Annotated in this window: 22 protein-coding genes; 7 read left to right on the forward strand and 15 right to left on the reverse strand. The window is 60.0% G+C overall.

The window, feature by feature from the left end; translation table 11 throughout:
- Window positions 1-29 precede the first annotated feature (29 nt).
- The gene (locus ACMGG9_RS21245) at window positions 30-230 is read right to left on the reverse strand and encodes a hypothetical protein (RefSeq protein ID WP_145957780.1); all 201 of its coding nucleotides are present in this window, start codon (window positions 228-230) and stop codon (window positions 30-32) included.
- Between the two features lie 78 nt (window positions 231-308).
- Here ACMGG9_RS21245 and ACMGG9_RS21250 point away from each other — a divergent pair, with 78 nt between their 5' ends.
- On the forward strand, window positions 309-1,115 hold the full coding sequence (locus ACMGG9_RS21250; RefSeq protein WP_033651345.1) for a MipA/OmpV family protein: 807 nt from the start codon (window positions 309-311) through the stop codon (window positions 1,113-1,115).
- A 219-nt stretch (window positions 1,116-1,334) separates the two neighbouring features.
- A complete protein-coding gene (locus ACMGG9_RS21255; RefSeq protein WP_158524121.1) occupies window positions 1,335-2,132 on the forward strand; it encodes a M48 family metallopeptidase in 798 nt (265 codons plus the stop codon).
- Between the two features lie 13 nt (window positions 2,133-2,145).
- On the opposite strand, the gene maa is transcribed toward ACMGG9_RS21255, so the two are convergent.
- From maa to ACMGG9_RS21280, 5 genes are all read right to left on the reverse strand, one after another.
- Complete coding sequence (gene maa, locus ACMGG9_RS21260; RefSeq protein WP_047026577.1) at window positions 2,146-2,703, reverse strand: maltose O-acetyltransferase; 558 nt, start codon at window positions 2,701-2,703, stop codon at window positions 2,146-2,148.
- A gap of 146 nt (window positions 2,704-2,849) precedes the next feature.
- Window positions 2,850-3,203 (reverse strand): MmcQ/YjbR family DNA-binding protein, encoded by a 354-nt coding sequence (locus tag ACMGG9_RS21265; RefSeq protein ID WP_042785460.1) that lies wholly within the window; start codon window positions 3,201-3,203, stop codon window positions 2,850-2,852.
- A gap of 4 nt (window positions 3,204-3,207) precedes the next feature.
- Window positions 3,208-3,624, reverse strand: coding sequence for a secondary thiamine-phosphate synthase enzyme YjbQ (locus ACMGG9_RS21270; RefSeq protein ID WP_016930264.1), 417 nt, complete (start codon window positions 3,622-3,624; stop codon window positions 3,208-3,210).
- Window positions 3,625-3,749: 125 nt separating this feature from the next.
- Complete coding sequence (locus ACMGG9_RS21275; RefSeq protein ID WP_033644416.1) at window positions 3,750-4,943, reverse strand: amino acid aminotransferase; 1,194 nt, start codon at window positions 4,941-4,943, stop codon at window positions 3,750-3,752.
- A gap of 79 nt (window positions 4,944-5,022) precedes the next feature.
- Window positions 5,023-5,496 carry an Lrp/AsnC family transcriptional regulator gene (locus tag ACMGG9_RS21280; protein ID WP_025304444.1) on the reverse strand — a complete coding sequence of 158 codons (474 nt, stop codon included), beginning with the start codon at window positions 5,494-5,496 and terminating at the stop codon, window positions 5,023-5,025.
- Window positions 5,497-5,711: 215 nt separating this feature from the next.
- On the opposite strand from ACMGG9_RS21280, the gene ACMGG9_RS21285 reads away from it, so the two are divergent.
- The gene (locus ACMGG9_RS21285; protein WP_033651220.1) at window positions 5,712-6,479 is read left to right on the forward strand and encodes a transporter substrate-binding domain-containing protein; all 768 of its coding nucleotides are present in this window, start codon (window positions 5,712-5,714) and stop codon (window positions 6,477-6,479) included.
- A gap of 44 nt (window positions 6,480-6,523) precedes the next feature.
- Here ACMGG9_RS21285 and alr read toward each other — a convergent pair whose 3' ends face one another.
- Both alr and dnaB read right to left on the reverse strand, forming a co-directional pair.
- Window positions 6,524-7,603: an alanine racemase gene (alr, locus tag ACMGG9_RS21290; RefSeq protein WP_047026579.1), complete on the reverse strand. Its 1,080-nt coding sequence runs from the start codon at window positions 7,601-7,603 to the stop codon at window positions 6,524-6,526.
- A 17-nt stretch (window positions 7,604-7,620) separates the two neighbouring features.
- Entirely contained in the window at window positions 7,621-9,045 is a 1,425-nt protein-coding gene (gene dnaB / locus ACMGG9_RS21295; protein WP_025160134.1) for a replicative DNA helicase, read from the reverse strand.
- Window positions 9,046-9,212: 167 nt separating this feature from the next.
- Between dnaB and ACMGG9_RS21300 the strand changes: the two genes are divergently transcribed.
- The gene (locus ACMGG9_RS21300) at window positions 9,213-10,196 is read left to right on the forward strand and encodes a quinone oxidoreductase (protein WP_033644412.1); all 984 of its coding nucleotides are present in this window, start codon (window positions 9,213-9,215) and stop codon (window positions 10,194-10,196) included.
- Window positions 10,197-10,495: 299 nt separating this feature from the next.
- On the opposite strand, the gene pspG is transcribed toward ACMGG9_RS21300, so the two are convergent.
- Window positions 10,496-10,714 carry an envelope stress response protein PspG gene (gene pspG, locus ACMGG9_RS21305; RefSeq protein WP_033644411.1) on the reverse strand — a complete coding sequence of 73 codons (219 nt, stop codon included), beginning with the start codon at window positions 10,712-10,714 and terminating at the stop codon, window positions 10,496-10,498.
- A 157-nt stretch (window positions 10,715-10,871) separates the two neighbouring features.
- Window positions 10,872-11,882, reverse strand: coding sequence for a tRNA dihydrouridine(20/20a) synthase DusA (gene dusA / locus ACMGG9_RS21310; protein WP_033644410.1), 1,011 nt, complete (start codon window positions 11,880-11,882; stop codon window positions 10,872-10,874).
- Between the two features lie 202 nt (window positions 11,883-12,084).
- Between dusA and ACMGG9_RS21315 the strand changes: the two genes are divergently transcribed.
- Together ACMGG9_RS21315 and ACMGG9_RS21320 are read left to right on the forward strand one after the other, a co-directional pair.
- Window positions 12,085-12,618, forward strand: coding sequence for a tetratricopeptide repeat protein (locus ACMGG9_RS21315; protein ID WP_042785465.1), 534 nt, complete (start codon window positions 12,085-12,087; stop codon window positions 12,616-12,618).
- 18 nt (window positions 12,619-12,636) lie between these two features.
- Window positions 12,637-13,182, forward strand: a complete 546-nt coding sequence (locus ACMGG9_RS21320; protein ID WP_080491974.1) for an RNA polymerase sigma factor — start codon at window positions 12,637-12,639, stop codon at window positions 13,180-13,182.
- 4 nt (window positions 13,183-13,186) lie between these two features.
- Here ACMGG9_RS21320 and ACMGG9_RS21325 read toward each other — a convergent pair whose 3' ends face one another.
- Entirely contained in the window at window positions 13,187-13,759 is a 573-nt protein-coding gene (locus tag ACMGG9_RS21325; RefSeq protein ID WP_033651216.1) for a sugar O-acetyltransferase, read from the reverse strand.
- 245 nt (window positions 13,760-14,004) lie between these two features.
- Here ACMGG9_RS21325 and zur point away from each other — a divergent pair, with 245 nt between their 5' ends.
- The gene (gene zur, locus ACMGG9_RS21330; RefSeq protein WP_015379223.1) at window positions 14,005-14,517 is read left to right on the forward strand and encodes a zinc uptake transcriptional repressor Zur; all 513 of its coding nucleotides are present in this window, start codon (window positions 14,005-14,007) and stop codon (window positions 14,515-14,517) included.
- 102 nt (window positions 14,518-14,619) lie between these two features.
- On the opposite strand, the gene ACMGG9_RS21335 is transcribed toward zur, so the two are convergent.
- From ACMGG9_RS21335 to ACMGG9_RS21350, 4 genes are all read right to left on the reverse strand, one after another.
- Window positions 14,620-14,829: a CsbD family protein gene (locus tag ACMGG9_RS21335; protein ID WP_004936743.1), complete on the reverse strand. Its 210-nt coding sequence runs from the start codon at window positions 14,827-14,829 to the stop codon at window positions 14,620-14,622.
- Between the two features lie 315 nt (window positions 14,830-15,144).
- Window positions 15,145-16,482, reverse strand: coding sequence for an MATE family efflux transporter DinF (gene dinF, locus ACMGG9_RS21340; protein WP_046687895.1), 1,338 nt, complete (start codon window positions 16,480-16,482; stop codon window positions 15,145-15,147).
- A 103-nt stretch (window positions 16,483-16,585) separates the two neighbouring features.
- A complete protein-coding gene (lexA, locus tag ACMGG9_RS21345; RefSeq protein WP_025160136.1) occupies window positions 16,586-17,194 on the reverse strand; it encodes a transcriptional repressor LexA in 609 nt (202 codons plus the stop codon).
- A 102-nt stretch (window positions 17,195-17,296) separates the two neighbouring features.
- Window positions 17,297-17,665 carry a diacylglycerol kinase gene (locus ACMGG9_RS21350; protein ID WP_033651215.1) on the reverse strand — a complete coding sequence of 123 codons (369 nt, stop codon included), beginning with the start codon at window positions 17,663-17,665 and terminating at the stop codon, window positions 17,297-17,299.
- Window positions 17,666-17,771: the final 106 nt, after the last annotated feature.

Raw genomic sequence — 17,771 nt, forward strand, 5'->3', positions numbered from 1 at the left:
GAGGCGCCCTATTCCGCCTCGTTGAGCAATCAACCTATCCCTCTGCGAGAAACATTAAATACGCTTCTCTGCATCATTCCTTTAAAAACAGGCGCTTTGAACCCAGCCAATAATAAACTCGCCCCATCATGCCATTTGTTTGGCTTTTGTTTATTCCCCATGCGTTTCACTATTGCGGTGAAATAACGCCAATGGCGCGCCGTCGCCTGTCGATTAATCAATATAAACATGGCGTTTATCAATAAGCCGTCATTTAAACGCGGGCCTGCGGGCCGTTTATTCAATGGGATGATATAAAGGTGTTTAACGTGGATAATAAACTGGGTACCTCTGCCGCCGCCCTGCTCTTTCTTTTTCCCCTCGCCGGTCAGGCGCAGGACGGCGAAGCGTCTTTAACGCTCGCCGGCGGCCTCGCCGTCGCTCCCGCCTATGAAGGCTCGTCTTTTTACAGCATTGAACCGCTGTATCAGGTGAATGCCGGCTATCAAAACGCCAGCTGGGGAGAATTCAGCGCGGGCAGCGAAGGGGCGCGCTGGCAATTCCCCATCGCCGGGCCCGTCGGCATCGCGTTATTGCTCAACTATGACGCCGGCCGTGACGAGGAAATCAAAACCTTGCGCGGGCGCAACACCCGGCTCAAAGGCATGGGCAAACTGGGCGGCGCGCTGGAAGCCGGCGCTGAGCTGAGCTACCAACTCGACCCCTTCCGCGCCTATGTCAAAGGGATGCAGGCGACGCGCAAACGCAGCTACGGCGGGGAAGAACTGGGCCACACCGCCTATGTGGAAAGCGGACTGACCGGGCAATATCCGCTCAGCGAACAGCTGACGCTTATCGGCAATCTCTCCACCACCTGGGCCAACAGCGGCTATCAGCGCGGCTATTTCGGCGTGACGTCGCAGCAGGCGCAGCACAGCGCCTTCAGCGCGTATCGGCCGGGCAGCGGCTTTAAGGACGCGACGCTCACCGCCGCGCTCAACTACCAATGGCGACCGAACGTGGCCTTCCAGGCCGGGGTCGGCGTAACGCGCCTGCTGGGCGACGCGGCCGACAGCCCCATCGTTGAGAAAACCACCTCGGGCATGGCCTTCACCAGCGCCAGCTACAGTTTCTGACGTTTTTGCCTAAGTCTGTGCAGGAAGGGATAAACGCCATGATTAAAAAACGAACTACAGTTTAGCTGAGTGTTAGGTAAACGGATGGATAATTAAACATTCATTATTTACCTGACAATGTCAGGCGTGGCTTTCCCTTATTAAGGATATTTTATGTGTCAACATCATGCGACGGAATGTCGTAATTTCACCGCATTTCGCCACCGCTGGGAAATGCCCATGATCTGGCTATCGGCGATAATTACCTTGTTCGGTTTTTTATTTGGCATCGCCGCCGTCGTGGTAAATACGGATGGAACTGCACTTGGGTTGGGAGACGACGCCAAGGAAACATTGGATACCCTCAGCCTGCTCGCGTTATTACCGCTGATCCCGATCGCTTTCTATATTTACCGTTTCTATCTCGCCGCACAGGCGAAATCCAACGCCTTGCGCATCGGGCCGGCGCAATTTCCGGAACTGTTCGCGCTGTATCAGGATATCGGCCGTCGGCTGGAACTCAAGACGCTGCCCAAGCTTTATCTGACCAACGGCAACGGCGTGGTCAACGCCTTCGCGCTGGAATGCAACCGCCGCCAGCGCTACGTGGTGATCCATGCTGAAATCGCCATGCTGATGCCCACCGCGCCGGAGATCGTGGAGTTCGTGCTGGCCCATGAATTGGCCCATCACAAGCTGCGGCACGTGTCGCTGTGGCGTCTGGCGATCGGCGTTGTGCCGCAGTCGCTGGTGCTGCCCGGCCTGGCGACCACTCGCGCGCAGGAGTATTCCGCCGATCGCGTGGCGCTCGCGGTGTGCCCGAACTACGCCAACACGGTGCGGCTGCTGGCCGTCGGCCCCTGGATGCAGCACGGCGTGAATCCGCAGGCCTGGCTGGAGCAGTGCGAAGAAGAGAACAAGGAGTTGTTTGTTCGCATCAGCAATCTGCTGTCAGACCATGCGGTGATGGTCAAACGCTTCAAGGCGCTCAAAGACATCGAGATGCACGGCTTCGAGCGCCATGGCAGCATGTTTTAATCCGCCCGAGGGCTTACAGCGTTTTCAGCACGCGCGCCGGGTTGCCGCCCACCACGCAGTTGGCCGGCACGTCTTTGGTCACCACCGCGCCGGAGGCCACGACCGCATTATCGCCGATGGTCACGCCCGGATTGATCACCGCGCGCCCGCCGATCCACACGTTGTTGCCAATCTTGACCGGCTTGCCGAACTCCGCGCCGCCGGCGCGGGTCTCGGCGTCCAGCGGATGGGTGGCGGTGTAGATATGCACGCCCGGCGCCAGCAGGCAGTTGTCGCCGATATGCACCTCGCACACGTCGAGGATCACGCAGTCGAAATTGGCGTAGAAGTTCTTGCCGAGATAGATGTTATAGCCGTAGTCGCAGCGGAACGTCGGCTCGATGGCGCCGCCTTGATAGCCGCCCAGCAGCTCGTCCAACCATTGTTTGCGCAGCTCGCCCTCTTCCGGCGATGAGTGGTTGTAGCGATGCGTTATCTGGCGCGCGCGCCGACGCTCGCTGCGCAGCAATTCATCGCCGGCGTCGTACAGTTCTCCGGCGATCATCTTGCGCTTTTCTTCGCTCATGGCCATGTCGGCCTCCTTCATCCGCGTTTCTTGAATGCCCAAGCGTAGCCGCTTTAGCCCGGCAATAAAAAGGGAACGTTCCCAATTTAAAGCCCTGATCACGGTTTAACGCGAGAAAGCAGGAGAAAACGGGCGGCGCCGCCGCCCGGCAATCAGGCGCGCAGTTCCTGGCGCACGTGTTCGGGCAGGCCTTCCACCACCAGCTGATAGGAGCTGTCGATCAACGCATAAAACTGCGAGTTCGGCAGGTTGCCGTCGAGAAATACCGTATTCCAGTGCGCCTTGTTCAGGCCGTCGCAGGCGACGATCTCAGGGTGGTGTTCGCGCAGGCTTTCCGCCAGCTCCGGGCTGGACTTGACCGCCAGCGCCGGCCGCCCTTCCACTTCGCACACCATGGCGAACATCACGTCGCCCACCTTGATCTGGCTGGCCTGCCACTGGTTCTGGTCGCTTTGCTCCGCGCCCGGCTTCGCCATGCAGTACTCCAGCAATGCGCTGTTATTCATTGGGTTATTCCCCCTGTAATGTGGCCACAATACGGCGTGCTCCGCCGTGGATGCGGTGCTCCCCCAGCCAGATGCCCTGCCATGTGCCCAACATCAGCCGCCCGTGCCTGACGGGCAGCGTCAAGGAAGCGCCCAGCAGCGAGGATTTGATGTGCGCCGGCATGTCGTCCGGCCCTTCGTAGTCATGTTGATAGGGGGCGTTTTCCGGCACCTGACGCAGAAAATGCTGCTCCATATCGGCTCGCACCGTGGGATCGCAGTTCTCGTTGAGCGTCAGCGAGGCCGAGGTATGCTGCAGCAACAGATGCAGCAGGCCGGTTTGCAGGCGGTGTAAGTGGGTTAACTGGTTGGTGATCTCGTCGGTAACCAGATGAAAGCCACGCGCTTTTGCGCTGAGGATTAGCGTTTGCTGATGCCACATGAGTGAGCGCCCCTCAATCAGTATATTCTCTCTCCGGTTTGCGGCAACTTCGGCGGCGCGCCGGCAATAAAAAAGGAGCGATATCGCTATCGCTCCCGATGAACGTCCGTTCAGACTAACAGGCGTTACTGCACCGCGGCAAACGCCTCGGCCACCTGACGCACGTTGTCGTGGTTCAGGCCGGCCACGCACATGCGGCCGCTGTGGATCAGGTAGACGCCGAACTCTTCGCGCAGGCGATCGACCTGCGCCGCGCTGAAGCCGGTGTAGCTGAACATGCCGCGCTGCGCCAGCAGGTAATCGAAGTTGCGCTGCGGCAGCGCGCTCTTCAGGGTGTCCACCAACGCGTGGCGCATTTCGAGAATGCGGGTGCGCATGCTTTCCACTTCATTGAGCCACTGGGTTTTCAGCTCAGCGTCGTTCAGCACTTTAGCCACCAGCTGCGCGCCGAAGTTCGGCGGGCTCGAGTAGTTGCGGCGCACGGTCGCCTTCAGCTGGCCCAGCACGCGCCCGGCCGCTTCTTCGCTTTCACACACCACCGACAGGCCGCCGACGCGCTCGCCGTACAGCGAGAAGATCTTCGAGAACGAGTTGCTCACCAGGCACGGCAAGCCGGCCGCCGCAATGGCGCGAATGGCGTAGACGTCCTGCTCCATACCGCCGCCGAAGCCCTGATAGGCGATGTCGAGGAACGGAATGATCTCACGATCGGCGATCACCTTGATCACTTCGTCCCACTGGGCGGGGGTCAGGTCTGAGCCGGTCGGGTTGTGACAGCACGGATGCAGCAGCGCGATGCTGTGCTTCGGCAGCTGTTTCAGCGCAGCCAGCATGGCGTCGAACTTCACGCCCAGGCTTTCGCCGTCAAAATACGGATAGGTATTCACCTTGAAACCGGCGCCGCTGAAGATGGCGACGTGGTTTTCCCAGGTGGGATCGCTGACCCACACCTGCGAATTCGGGAAGTAGCTTTTCAGGAAGTCGGCGCCCACTTTCAGCGCGCCGGAACCGCCGACGGTCTGAATGGTGGCGATGCGCCCCTGCTGCAGCATCGGGTGCTGCTCGCCGAACAGCAAATGCTGGATGGCGGTGCGGTAGGATTGCAGCCCTTCCATCGGCAGGTATACCGAGGCGCCGTGCTCGACGCTGTTCAACTGCGCTTGCGCCGCGGCGACCGCACGCATCTGCGGAATAACGCCCTGCGCATCGTAGTACAGGCCAATGCTCAGGTTCACCTTGTGCGCGCGCGGGTCTTGTTTGAATTTTTCCATCAGCGACAGAATGGGATCGCCGGCATAGGCGTCAACGTTCTGGAACACGTTTTTTTCTCCTGGTTTATTTATTGTGGTTTGGGCACAGCGTTACGTTCCTAATATAGACGGAAAAGCGCATTCGGTTTCAGCTTTCTCGCGTCACCGGCAACAAACCGTTTTCCTTGATGCGATTGAGCACCACCGCCGTTTTGATATGCGCCACGCTTTTGTGCGGCGACAGCGTCTGGCTGATGAACTCGCTCAGCGCCGGCAGGTCCGCCACCGCCACTTTCAGCAGGTAATCGGCGTCGCCGGTGGTCTTGTAAGCGTCCAGGATCGCGTCCACGTCCTCCAGCATCTGATGAAAGCTGTCGATCTGCTCCTGAGCGTGCGTGATCAGGCTGACTTCAATCAGCCCCACCAGCCCCAGGCCGACCGCCTCCGGCGCCAGCCGCGCGTGGTAGCCGCGGATCAGCTGCGCCTGCTCCAGGCTGATGCGCCGCCGTGAACACTGGGAAGCGGAAAGCCCCACCAGTTCGCTCAGCTCCTGATTGGTCAAACGGCCGTTGGCCTGTAACAGCGTCAGGATTTTCATATCAAAATCGTCAATGTTGTACATAGCCACCTGTAAACTGTGTTAATAAATGTTGACGTTACAGCCTACCAGTTTTTTTACCGTTGCCGACGTCACACCCTGGCGCTTAAATCGCGTACAGCAGCAACGCCCGGCGTTTTCGCCGGTAAGCGGCATAAAAAACGGCTAACTCATGCAGGCAAACGACAATTAACGGCGAAGTAACGCATAAAACCACGAATGTATAAAAAGGACGCCAGATGAAAAAGTTACTCCCTCTCGCGCTGCTGCTCGCCGCCGGCAGCGCCGGCGCGCAATCCCACCTGGACAAAGTGCTGCAGCAAAAGACCCTGGAGGTCTGCACCACCGGCGACTACAAGCCCTACACCTTCCTCAAGGAAGATGGCAGCTATGAAGGCATCGATATTGACATGGCGGAATCGCTGGCGAAGAGCCTCGGCGCCAAGGTGAAGTGGGTGAAAACCAGCTGGAAAACCCTGACGCCGGACTTCGCCTCCGGCAAGTGCGACATCGCCATGGGCGGCATCTCCGTCACGCTGGAGCGACAAAAACAGGTGTTCTTCGCCGACAAGCTGGATACCGACGGCAAAATTCCGCTGGTGCGCTGCACCGACGTGAAGAAATACCGCACGATAGAACAGATCAACAAACCGTCGGTGCGTCTGCTGGAACCGGCGGGCGGCACCAACGAAGCCTTCGTACACGCCTATCTGCCAAAAGCCAAGCTGACGCTGACGCACGACAACATGAGCATTTTCCAGCAGCTGGTGGATCGCAAGGCGGACGTGATGATCACCGACGCCTCCGAGGCGCTGTACCAGCAGAAGCGCTATCCGAAGCTGTGCGCGGTGAATCCGACCAAACCGATGCAGTACGGCGAAAAGGCTTACATGCTGCCGCGCGACGATCTGAGCTGGAAACTGTATGTGGATCAGTGGCTGCACCTGGCCAAGGCGACCGGCGAGTATCAGAAGGTTATCGACAAGTGGTTGGCGGTAAAGAAGTAACCCGCTGAGAAACGGGGCCGACGCGCGTCGGCCCCTGCGGCGTATCAGTCGCCAATGTATTCCATCGCCACGCGCTGCGTGAGCTTGGTGATCAGTTCATAAGCGCTGATACCGGTACAGGCGGCGATGCGCTCGACCGGCAACGCCGGCCCCCACAGCACCGCTTCATCCCCCACCTTATCGGCGGCGTCCGGCCCGAGATCGACCGAAATCATGTCCATCGACACCCGGCCGACGATCGGCACTTCGCGGCCGTTGATCAGGATCGGCGTGCCGGTCGGCGCGCTGCGCGGGTAGCCGTCGCCGTACCCCATCGCCACCACGCCAAGGCGAGTATCGCGCGGGCTGATCCAGGTGCCGCCATAGCCCACCGCTTCACCAGCCTTGTGCTCGCGCACCGCGATCAGGCTGGATTTCAGCGTCATCGCCGGCTGCAGACCATGCTCGGCGCCGCTGCCGCTATCCAACGGCGACACGCCGTACAGAATGATGCCGGGACGCACCCACTCGTTGTGGGCGTCCGGCCACAGCAGCGTGCCGCCGGAAGCGGCGACCGAGCGCTGGCCCGGTTTACCGCGCGCGAACTGCTCAAAGCAGGCGATCTGTTTCAGGGTGGCGTCGGACTCCGGCTCGTCGGCGCGGCTGAAGTGGCTCATGATATTGACCGGCTGCGCCACGTTGCGGCAGGCGCACAGACGCTGATAAAACGCCTCCGCCTGTTCGGGACGCACCCCCAGCCGATGCATGCCGGTATCGAGCTTCATCCACACCGGCACCGGGCGCGCCAGCTCGGCCTGTTCCAGCGCCTCGAGCTGTTCGATGCTGTGCACCGCGGTTTCGATGTTGTTCGCCACCAGCACCGGCAGGTCTTCGGCGCTGAAGAAGCCTTCCAGCAGCAGGATCGGCTTGACGATGCCGCCGGAGCGCAGCATCAGCGCCTCGCCGATGCGCGCTACGCCGTAGCAGTCGGCGTCTTGCAGGGTGTGTGCTGTTTCCAGCAGGCCATGTCCATAAGCGTTTGCTTTCACAACGGCAATCAGGCGGCTTTGCGGCGCCTGGCGGCGCACCTGTTGCAGATTATGTCGCAGAGCGCGGCGGTCGATTACAGCGGTTGCCGCTTTCATTTCAGTTCCTTAGCTGATTATTCGTCATCGTATTGTGGCCCCGCGTAGTTATCGAAACGCGACCACTGGCCGTTAAAGGTAAGGCGCACGGTGCCTATTGGGCCGTTACGCTGCTTACCGATAATAATTTCCGCGATCCCTTTCAGATCGCTGTTCTCGTGATACACCTCATCACGATAGATGAACATAATCAGGTCGGCGTCCTGCTCGATGGAGCCGGATTCACGCAGGTCGGAGTTGACCGGGCGTTTGTCGGCGCGCTGCTCCAGGCTTCGGTTCAGCTGCGACAGCGCCACCACCGGCACCTGCAGCTCTTTCGCCAGCGCCTTCAGCGAGCGCGAAATCTCGGCGATCTCCAGCGTACGGTTGTCGGACAAGGCCGGCACGCGCATCAGCTGTAGGTAGTCGATCATGATCAGGCTAAGCCCGTCGTGTTCACGGAAAATGCGCCGCGCGCGCGAGCGCACCTCGGTCGGCGTCAGGCCGGAGGAGTCGTCGATGTACATGTTGCGCTTCTCCAGCAGGATGCCCATGGTGCTGGAAATGCGCGCCCAGTCCTCGTCGTCGAGCTGGCCGGTACGGATGCGCGTCTGATCCACGCGCGACAGTGACGCCAGCATACGCATCATGATCTGCTCGCCGGGCATCTCCAGGCTGAAGATCAGCACCGGTTTCTCCTGGGTCATCGCGGCGTTTTCGCACAGGTTCATGGCGAAGGTGGTTTTCCCCATCGATGGACGGGCGGCGACGATGATCAGATCGGACTTTTGCATGCCCGCGGTTTTCTTGTTGAGGTCCTGATAGCCGGTATCTACCCCGGTCACGCCGTCATGCGGCTGCTGATACAGCTGTTCAATGCGCGAGACGGTGTCTTCCAGGATGCGTTCGATGCCCTTCGGGCCCTCGTCTTTGCTGGCGCGGTTCTCGGCGATTTGGAATACGCGGGATTCCGCCAGATCGAGCAGGTCTTCGCTGCTGCGCCCCTGCGGATCGTAGCCGGCGTCGGCGATTTCGTTAGCCACCGAGATCATTTCGCGCACCACCGCGCGCTCGCGTACGATGTCGGCGTAGGCGCCGATGTTGGCGGCGCTCGGGGTGTTTTTCGACAGCTCGGCCAGGTAGGCGAAGCCCCCCACCGAGTCCAGTTCGCCCTTCTGTTCGAGCGATTCGGACAGGGTGATGAGGTCGATAGGCTTGCTCATCTCCAGCAGACGCTGCATCTCGGTAAAGATCAGGCGATGCGGGCGGCTGAAGAAGTCGTTGGCGACCACGCGTTCCGCCACGTTGTCCCAACGCTCGTTATCCAGCATCAAACCGCCCAACACCGACTGCTCGGCCTCCAGCGAGTGCGGCGGCATCTTCAGCCCTTCCATCTGACGATCTCTGGAACGCTCTCTGGTTTCGTCCGCGTTTGTTTTGTTGGTTGGTTTTTTTCCTGCCATGAAACGTAGTCTTTATCCGGTTGCGAATGAAGGATCCTGACGCGAGAGTATACGTGATTTTTGCGTCATAACCGATGCAAAAAAGGTATTGACCCCCGCACGGGCGAACTGGATCTCCGATACTAAAAAGAATAGGGTGAAATCAGACACTCCAACGAGGTAACCCTATGGCCAAGCGCATTCAATTCTCCGCCGTCGGCGGACCGGAAGTCTTGCAATACGTTGATTTTACACCGCTCGATCCGGCTGCCGGTGAAGTGCAGATCGAGAACAAGGCGATCGGCATCAACTACATCGACACCTATGTGCGCAGCGGGCTGTACGCGCCGGCCAGCCTGCCGAGCGGCCTCGGCACCGAAGCGGCCGGCGTGGTGGTCAAGGTCGGCGCCGGGGTCAGCGCGATCAAACCGGGCGACCGGGTGGTGTATGCGCAGTCGTCGCTCGGCGCCTACAGCGAGATCCACAACGTGCCGGAAGAGAAAGTGGCGCTGCTGCCGCACAACCTGAGCTTTGAGCAAGGCGCCGCTTCTTTCCTGAAAGGGCTGACGGTGCACTATCTGCTGCGCCAGACCCACGAAGTGCAGCCGGGTGAAGTATTTTTGTTCCATGCCGCCGCCGGCGGCGTCGGGCTGATCGCCTGTCAGTGGGCCAAAGCGCTGGGCGCGCGCCTGATCGGCAGCGTCGGCTCCGACGAGAAGGCGGCGCTGGCGAAGCAGGCCGGCGCCTGGGCCACCATCAACTACCATAAAGAGGATATCGCCCAGCGGGTGGCCGAGCTGACGCACGGCGAGAAGGTCGGCGTGGTATACGATTCGGTGGGGCAAAGCACCTGGCAGGCCTCGCTCAACAGCCTGAAGCGGCGCGGCCTGATGGTCAGCTTCGGCAACGCGTCCGGCCCGGTGACCGGCGTCGATCTGGCGCTGCTGAATCAGAAGGGGTCGCTGTACGTCACCCGCCCTTCCCTCAACGGCTACATCACCAACCGCGCCGAGCTGCAGTACGCCAGCAACGAGCTGTTCTCGCTGATCGGCAGCGGCGCCATTCGGGTGGAGGTGAGAGACGAGCAGAAATTCGCGCTGGCCGACGCCCAGCGTGCGCACCAGGTGCTGGAAAGCCGCAGCACCAGCGGTTCCAGCCTGCTGATCCCCTGATTGCGGCCAAAGAAAAGGGCTCCTTGCGGAGCCCTTTCTGTTACTGCGTTTTGTAGGGGTAGAGCAGAGTCCGCCAGAGACAGGGGTTGCTTTAGCAACACGAATTTTAGGTGTCTCTCACGGTGATGAAATCGGTCGCATCACTGCATCGACCAACATCCTAACAGCCCCGTCCGGCAAAAAACACGCTTTATGTGCCACATCGCCGGGGAAAACTGCCAAGCTGTGATCGCTGCCGCATTCGCGGTGCGGGAAATTGTGCAAGTTTCAGTGTGACTGTCTGATTATTCAGCAAAAAATCAGTAACGCCGGATCTGGGGTTTCTGCATTGAACGGTAAATCCATACCCCAACCACCGCCAAAATCAGCCACGGCAGCAGCTTAATGACCACTGCGAACAGCCCGCCCAACAGCATGAATGCCGCCGCCACCAACAGCGCAGCGAAAATCCCCAGCAGCGAGATGCCGGTCACCATCAGCATCACCACAAAACCAATGAGAAAGAAGATTTCCAACATGATTGCTCCTTTGCAATACAACGTATCTGCAGAGTGGATTACAAGAAGCGTGCCAGAACGGCGGATGGGCTAACCCATTGAAAACAGAGGACAGGCATCCGGTAACGCACCGAACGCCTGGCGAAAAACACTAACTGTTGGTCAAATTTTTTGTGGATTACGCCATTTCGACGCGTGGCTGACGCACCAGCGCCAGCGCCTGCTCCACCACCCGCGCATCGGCGCCCGGCTTGTGGGCGTTCTCGCTCAGATGGCGACGCCACTGGCGCGCGCCCGGCACGCCCTGGAACAGACCGAGAATATGGCGAGTAATGTGGCCAAGATAGGTGCCGTTAGACAGCTCGCGCTCGATATACGGATACAGCGCTTCGACGATCGCCACGCTGTCCGGCACCGCGGTCTGCGCGCCGAACAGTTCGCTGTCGACCCGCGCCAGGATACCCGGATTCTGATACGCCTCGCGCCCCATCATCACGCCGTCCAAGTGCTGCAGGTGCTGCCGCGCCTCTTCCAGCGTTTTCACCCCGCCGTTAATGGCGATGGTCAACGCCGGGAAATCCCGCTTCAACTGATAGACGCGCGGATAGTCCAGCGGCGGCACTTCGCGGTTTTCTTTCGGGCTGAGGCCGGAGAGCCAGGCCTTGCGCGCGTGGATGGTGAACATGTCGCACTCGCCGCGCCCGGCGACGGTCTCGATAAAGTCACACAGGAAGGCGTAGCTGTCCTGATCGTCGATGCCGATGCGGGTCTTCACCGTCACCGGGATCGACACCACGTCGCGCATCGCCTTGATGCAATCGGCGACCAGCGCCGCCTGGCCCATCAGACAGGCGCCGAACATGCCGTTTTGCACCCGATCGGACGGGCAGCCGACGTTGAGGTTAATCTCATCGTAACCGCGCTGCTCCGCCAGCTTGGCGCAATGCGCCAGCGCGGCCGGATCGCTGCCGCCCAGTTGCAGCGCCACCGGATGCTCTTCTTCGCTGTAGGCCAGATAGTCGCCCTTGCCGTGGATGATCGCGCCGGTGGTCACCATCTCGGTGTACAGCAGCGTTTCCTTGGTCAGCAGGCGGTGGAAGTAACGGCAATGACGATCGGTCCAGTCGAGCATCGGCGCGATGGAGAAACGATTGGCGGCGTAGGTTGGGGCGTGGTTGTCTTTCGTCATGCTGAGTTACTGGCTACCTGAGTCTGTCTGGGTTCAACGAACGGCGCGCGGCCGCAAACGGCTATTATAACGACAATCGGCGCCGTTGGGAAAACCCGCTTGCCGCCGGCAAAAATAAGCGGAGACAAGGCGAATAAACCCGCTCGTTCAGGTGTTATCTCATTACGGGCGCGCACGGCGCCTCTGCCTTGAGGACATAACCATGAACAGCTTCATTAAACGCCTGCTGGCATCGGCCATTGCCGGCTGCCTGCTGTTGTCCGGCGCGGCGCTGGCGATGGGCGGCGACGGCAGCGGCCAAACCCCGCCAACCTGTCCGAAAGGCCAGGTCTACGACAGCAAAACTCAGACTTGCATGGTAGATAAAAGCGGCAAGGTCGACGACGCCGACCGCACTAACTACGCCTATGCACTGGCGAAAAGCGGCCGTTATCAGGAAGCGCTCGATATGCTCAATACGTTGAAAAATCCCAACACCGCCGTTGCGCTGAACTATCGTGGCTACGCCACGCGCAAACTTGGCCGCACCGATGAAGGGATCGGCTATTATTTAAAATCAGTAGCCCTCGATCCGAAATACCCCAAAGTGCGCGAGTACCTGGGGGAAGCCTATATGCTGAAAGGCCGACCCGATCTGGCTCGCCAACAGCTGCAGGTGATCCAGTCGCTGTGCGGCACCGGGTGCGAGGAGTACCGCGATTTGGCGGCGGCCATCGACCGCCACCCGGAATCGTGATCCGACGCGCCTGCGGAGGTGACTATCAGCGGCGATGCGATACGCGATGAACTCGGCCACTATCTCTCCCGCCTGTGGCGCTATGCGCTGGTGCTCTCGCACCGGCGGGATGTCGCCGACGATCTGGTGCAGGCCACTTGCCTGCGTGCGCTGGAGCGCGCCGCGCAATTCACCCCCGGTTCACACCTGGATCGCTGGCTGTTTTCCATCTTGCACTCCATTTGGCTCAATGAAGTTCGCGCCCAACATCTTCGCCAGGGGCAAGGCTGCATGGCGGCGGAAGAGCTGGGCGATGCGGACAACGGCGAACAGCCGGTCTGGCTCCATGAAGTGATGCGGCGCGTCAGCCGGCTGCCGACGGCCCAGCGCAACGCGCTGTTTCTGGTGTATGTCGAAGGGCTGTCTTACCGGGAAGCCGCAAAAGTGCTGGCGGTGCCGATCGGCACCGTCATGAGCCGTTTGGCGGCCGCACGCCTGGCATTGGCCGATGACCGCCCGTTGGCAAACGACGGCCCGCACCGCAAAGAGCGCCATCCCGCCCCCTTGCCTCCTGATCGTCGATAACGCCCTATTCCAACGAGCGGATAACCCGGCATGGCTGCCCCAGCGCCAGCACGTTGGCCGGGATGTCGCCGGTAACGATACTGCCCGCGCCGATGGTGGTGCCGTCGCCGATGGTCACTCCCGGCAGGATCACTACGTTGCCGCCGATCCAGACGTTGTTGCCGATGGACACCGGCTGCGCCGAGGTGCGGAAAGGGAAATCCGGATCGCCGGTGAAGCGCTCTGCGGCCTTCAGCGGGTGGCTCGGCGTATAGATTTGCACGTTGGGGCCGATCAGCGTGTTGTCGCCGATGGTGATGGTATTGCAGTCGAGGAACACCGCGTTGACGTTGATAAAACAGTTTTTACCGATGCGGACATGCTGCCCGTAGTCGCACCAGAATGGCGTTTCAATCCAGCTCGCCTCCCCCCAGGCGCCGAACAGCTCGCCGAGCAGGCGGTTTTTCTCGTCCGCCTGATGCGAGTCCAGAGCCCCCAGGCTTTTGATCAACGCCCTCGCCCGATGGTACAGGGCGATCAGTTCTTCATCGCGGCTGTTGTACTCCAGGCCGCTTAACAGCTTCTCTCTTTCCGTCATCACACAGGGCTCCTGCTCATCACACGGGTGAAAGGCGTTATACCGCTCTCGTCCCCCGCTCTCCAGCGCTAAAAACGGCAACGTTGATTTGCCACCCGACGGTGGGGAAAAGTTGTGACGCATCTCTCTTTTAGCGCGATCGACGCGCCTTTCCCTGCGCTATCATCAGGGGAAAAGGGGGCAACCCTCGGCGATTCGCCGTAATCATGGTAAAATCGGCTTTTTTACGTACCGGGATATTTGCGATGAACTCAACCACCCAGGAAAAGCTGCTGGCGCAGGCTGAACGCCTCTGCCAGCAACGCAATGTGCGATTGACGCCGCAACGGCTGGAAGTGCTGCGTCTGATGACTCAGCAACCCGGTGCAATCAGCGCATATGACCTGCTCGATCTGCTGCGCGTCGCCGAACCGCAGGCCAAGCCGCCGACGGTATACCGCGCGCTGGATTTTCTGCTGGAGCAAGGGTTTATCCATAGAGTGGAATCGGCCAACAGCTACGTGCTGTGCCACCATTTCGAACAGCCGATGCATACGTCCGCGCTGTTTATCTGCGACCGCTGCGGCCAGGTGACCGAACGCACCACCGAAGGCGTGGAGGAAACGCTGCAGAAGCTGGCACAGGAAGCCGGATTTGCACTGCGGCACAGCGTGGTGGAAGCGCACGGTCTGTGCGCCGGTTGCGTTGAAGTTGAAGCTTGTGACAGCAAGCATGACTGCGCCGAACACGATCACAGCATCGCCATCAAGAAGAAGTAAGACGAAGTCAGGTACTTCCCTGTACCTGCGGCCGGGGCGCCAGAGGATGGAGCGACGCCGGCCTGCGCTGTTGCCGGCCGCCGTCAGTGGCGGCCCTGCGTGTTACCAGCGGTGTTTGGTGTGATCTTCCCAGGCCTTCACCTCTTTTTCGGCCGCCTCTTTCTGGTAACCGTAGCGCTCCTGAATTTTGCCGACCAGCTGTTCGCGTTTCCCTTCGATGACCGTCAGATCGTCATCGGTCAGCTTGCCCCATTTCTCTTTCACTTTGCCTTTCAGCTGCTTCCAGTTACCGTCGGCTTGATCTTTATTCATAGTCTCTCCGTTAACCTGTGGTGAATCAGTGATCCCTGTTGCCGGCCGGGGTTAACCAGAAATTTTTCTGGCTGATGCTTCCTTCACCTTAAGAAGCACCGCTCCCCTTCATTTACCAGCCACATGATTCATTCTAGTTAAACATGGAAATAAAAAAGCCAAAATACAGAATAAAAAACCATTAACAAACAAAATAAAAACAAAAAACGCTAACAAACAACGAACTAACGCGAACAGACCTAGGCTGAAAACATGTAAGCAAACATGACCAAAACCATAAGAAAAACTAACCATTAACCCAACAAAACGTCCGGTTTAATGTGCAGTAAACCAGCTGCCGCGCACCTGGTGGCGGTGCCAAATCCAGCCCAATGCCACGCCACGCAACGTCAGAAACACCGCCAGCGCCAGCCAGAGCCCGTGGTTGCCAAGCAACGGCACGCTGAACAGCGTCAGACCGTACCCTGCCGCGGCCACCGCCATGCTGTTACGCATCTCAGCGCCCCGCGTGGCGCCGATAAACATGCCATCCAGCAAATAGCACCACACCCCGACCAGCGGCAAAATGACCTGCCACGGTAAATAGTGGGCGGCCAACGCGCGCAGCTCCGGTAGGGAGGTCAACGCCGCCACGATCTGCTGGCCGGTAACGGCATACGCCAGGCCGAAGGCCAACGCGACCAGCCCCGCCTGCCTGCAGGCCGCGTGCCACACCTTACGCAGTTGGCTGCCGTCCCGAGCGCCGTAGGCGTGGCCGGAATGGGCCTCCACCGCATAAGCGAAGCCGTCGAGCGCATAGGCGGTAAACGTCAGCAGGTTCATCAACACCGCGTTAACCGCCACCACATCGCTCCCCAGGCGAGCGCCGAAAATGGTCAGCGACGCAAAGCACAGCTGCAGCAACAATGAACGCAGCATGATGTCGCGATTGAGCGCCAGCAGGCGACGCAGATCGCCACGCCAGGCCTGACGCAGCATCGCCAGGGTAATACCGCGCAGACGCATCACCCGCCACGCCAGCCACAGGCCGAGCAATAGCGTGGCATATTCGGCGATGGCGGTGGCCGCCGCCGCCCCTCGCACGTTCCAACCCAGGCCCATCACCAGCCAAATATCCAGCACGATGTTCAGCAGGTTGCCGACGATCAGCAGGATCACCGGCGCACGCACGTACTGCACGCCGAGCAGCCAGCCCAGCAGCACCAGGTTGGCCAGCGCCGCCGGCGCGCTCAACCAGCGGATCTCAAGAAAACGCCGCGCCTGCTCCAGCACCGCGCCATCGCCGCCGACGATCCGCAGCGCCAGTTCAATAAGCGGGTAGCGCAACAGGACGATCGCCCCCCCGGCCAACAGCGCCAGCAGCAGCGGTTGCATAAAGGCGCGCGCCAGCGCCTGCGGGTTCTTCGCTCCCAGCGCCTGCGCCGCGAGGCCGGTGGTGCTCATGCGCAGGAACAGCAGCAGCATGAACAGGAAGCTGGTCGCCACCGCGCCGATCGCCACGCCTCCCAAATAGATCGGGCTGTCGAGGTGGCCGATCACCGCGGTGTCCACCAGCCCGAGCAGCGGCACGGTGATATTGGAGAAAATCATCGGCAGGGCGAGGCGCCACAGGGCTTTATCGGTGTCGCTGGTGAAGGCGGAAATCAGGCGCATGATGGGATGTTCCTGTGACAGAGTGACGAAGGGCGAAGTCAGAAACAAAAACGCCCCAAAACAGGGGCGATTGATACAGGGAGCGGCGGTGATGGCGCGGCGATTAAATCCAGTCGCCGTTGCGGATCACGCCGACCGCCAGCCCTTCGATCGTGAAATTCTGCTGGCGCAGATCGACCACGATCGGTTGGAATTCGTTGTTTTCCGGCAGCAGTTCAACCACGTTGCCGTGCTTTTTCAAGCGTTTGACCGTCACTTCGTCTTCGATGCGCGCGACCACGACCTGGCCGTTGCGCACATCTTGCGTTTTGTGCACCGCCAGCAGATCGCCGTCCAGAATGCCGATGTCGCGCATCGACATGCCGTTCACCCGCAACAGGAAATCGGCGCTCGGTTTGAACAGGGATGGATCCACCTGGTAGTGCCCTTCGATGTGCTGCTGCGCCAGCAGCGGCTCGCCGGCGGCGACGCGGCCGATCAGCGGCAGCCCTTCTTCTTCTTCCATCAGCAGGCGGATACCGCGCGACGCGCCGGAGACGATTTCGATCACGCCTTTGCGTGCCAGCGCCTTCAGGTGCTCTTCGGCGGCGTTAGGCGAACGGAACCCCAGACGCATCGCGATCTCGGCACGCGTCGGCGGCATGCCCGTTTGCGAAATATGATCGCGAATCAGATCGTAGACCTCTTGCTGTCTGGTAGTTAGTGCTTTCATTCCGCCCCCTGTTTGTTTATACAGTCTTGCTGTGAGTATATACAGGTAAGCGCGGATTGGGAACCGAAGAATAAATAAAAATCAGTCAGTAGGCGCTTTGCGTCAGCCAAAATGCTGCCACAAGACCGTGCCCCAAACGAACAGCGCGAGTACGATCGCCAGCGACACCGCCGCCGATCCCATGTCCTTGGCCCGCCCGGACAGCTCATGGTGTTCGCTGCCGATGCGATCCACCACCGCCTCGATCGCGCTGTTCAGGATCTCGACGATCATCACCAGCGTCACCGATCCGATCAATAAAATGCGCGCTATCGCACCCACGTCCAGCCAGACAGCCAGTATGATAGCCAGGAGGGTCACCACCAGTTCCTGGCGGAACGCCGCCTCGTGTTGCCAGGCGGCGGAAAGCCCTTTATAAGAATAGCCGGCGGCCTTGATGATGCGGGTCAATCCGGTTGCTTGGTTTGCCATGTTTTCGTGCCTTTCTCAGAGGTCGGTCATAATAAAAAGAGTCTAGAACAGTCCGCGCTGACGGCTCTCGGTTTTCGAACACCACAGATCTGCTACCCGGTTTCTG

It is taken from the genome of Serratia sp. BNK-10, from assembly GCF_047456065.1.
In the GTDB taxonomy this organism is placed as follows: Bacteria; Pseudomonadota; Gammaproteobacteria; order Enterobacterales; family Enterobacteriaceae; genus Serratia; species Serratia ureilytica.

Bases quoted from the DNA above. Each gene is read 5' to 3' on its own strand.
- dnaB (WP_025160134.1), bottom strand. From the start codon at position 9,045: ATGGCAGGAAAAAAACCAACCAACAAAACAAACGCGGACGAAACCAGA.
- ACMGG9_RS21280 (WP_025304444.1), bottom strand. From the start codon at position 5,496: ATGTACAACATTGACGATTTTGATATGAAAATCCTGACGCTGTTACAG.
- ACMGG9_RS21350 (WP_033651215.1), bottom strand. From the start codon at position 17,665: ATGGCAAACCAAGCAACCGGATTGACCCGCATCATCAAGGCCGCCGGC.
- ACMGG9_RS21265 (WP_042785460.1), bottom strand. From the start codon at position 3,203: ATGAATAACAGCGCATTGCTGGAGTACTGCATGGCGAAGCCGGGCGCG.
- ACMGG9_RS21325 (WP_033651216.1), bottom strand. From the start codon at position 13,759: ATGACGGAAAGAGAGAAGCTGTTAAGCGGCCTGGAGTACAACAGCCGC.
- dusA (WP_033644410.1), bottom strand. From the start codon at position 11,882: ATGACGAAAGACAACCACGCCCCAACCTACGCCGCCAATCGTTTCTCC.
- ACMGG9_RS21245 (WP_145957780.1), bottom strand. From the start codon at position 230: ATGTTTATATTGATTAATCGACAGGCGACGGCGCGCCATTGGCGTTAT.
- ACMGG9_RS21285 (WP_033651220.1), top strand. From the start codon at position 5,712: ATGAAAAAGTTACTCCCTCTCGCGCTGCTGCTCGCCGCCGGCAGCGCC.
- pspG (WP_033644411.1), bottom strand. From the start codon at position 10,714: ATGTTGGAAATCTTCTTTCTCATTGGTTTTGTGGTGATGCTGATGGTG.
- dinF (WP_046687895.1), bottom strand. From the start codon at position 16,482: ATGCGCCTGATTTCCGCCTTCACCAGCGACACCGATAAAGCCCTGTGG.
- ACMGG9_RS21300 (WP_033644412.1), top strand. From the start codon at position 9,213: ATGGCCAAGCGCATTCAATTCTCCGCCGTCGGCGGACCGGAAGTCTTG.
- lexA (WP_025160136.1), bottom strand. From the start codon at position 17,194: ATGAAAGCACTAACTACCAGACAGCAAGAGGTCTACGATCTGATTCGC.
- ACMGG9_RS21335 (WP_004936743.1), bottom strand. From the start codon at position 14,829: ATGAATAAAGATCAAGCCGACGGTAACTGGAAGCAGCTGAAAGGCAAA.
- alr (WP_047026579.1), bottom strand. From the start codon at position 7,603: ATGAAAGCGGCAACCGCTGTAATCGACCGCCGCGCTCTGCGACATAAT.
- ACMGG9_RS21255 (WP_158524121.1), top strand. From the start codon at position 1,335: ATGATCTGGCTATCGGCGATAATTACCTTGTTCGGTTTTTTATTTGGC.
- zur (WP_015379223.1), top strand. From the start codon at position 14,005: ATGAACTCAACCACCCAGGAAAAGCTGCTGGCGCAGGCTGAACGCCTC.
- ACMGG9_RS21315 (WP_042785465.1), top strand. From the start codon at position 12,085: ATGAACAGCTTCATTAAACGCCTGCTGGCATCGGCCATTGCCGGCTGC.
- ACMGG9_RS21270 (WP_016930264.1), bottom strand. From the start codon at position 3,624: ATGTGGCATCAGCAAACGCTAATCCTCAGCGCAAAAGCGCGTGGCTTT.
- maa (WP_047026577.1), bottom strand. From the start codon at position 2,703: ATGGCCATGAGCGAAGAAAAGCGCAAGATGATCGCCGGAGAACTGTAC.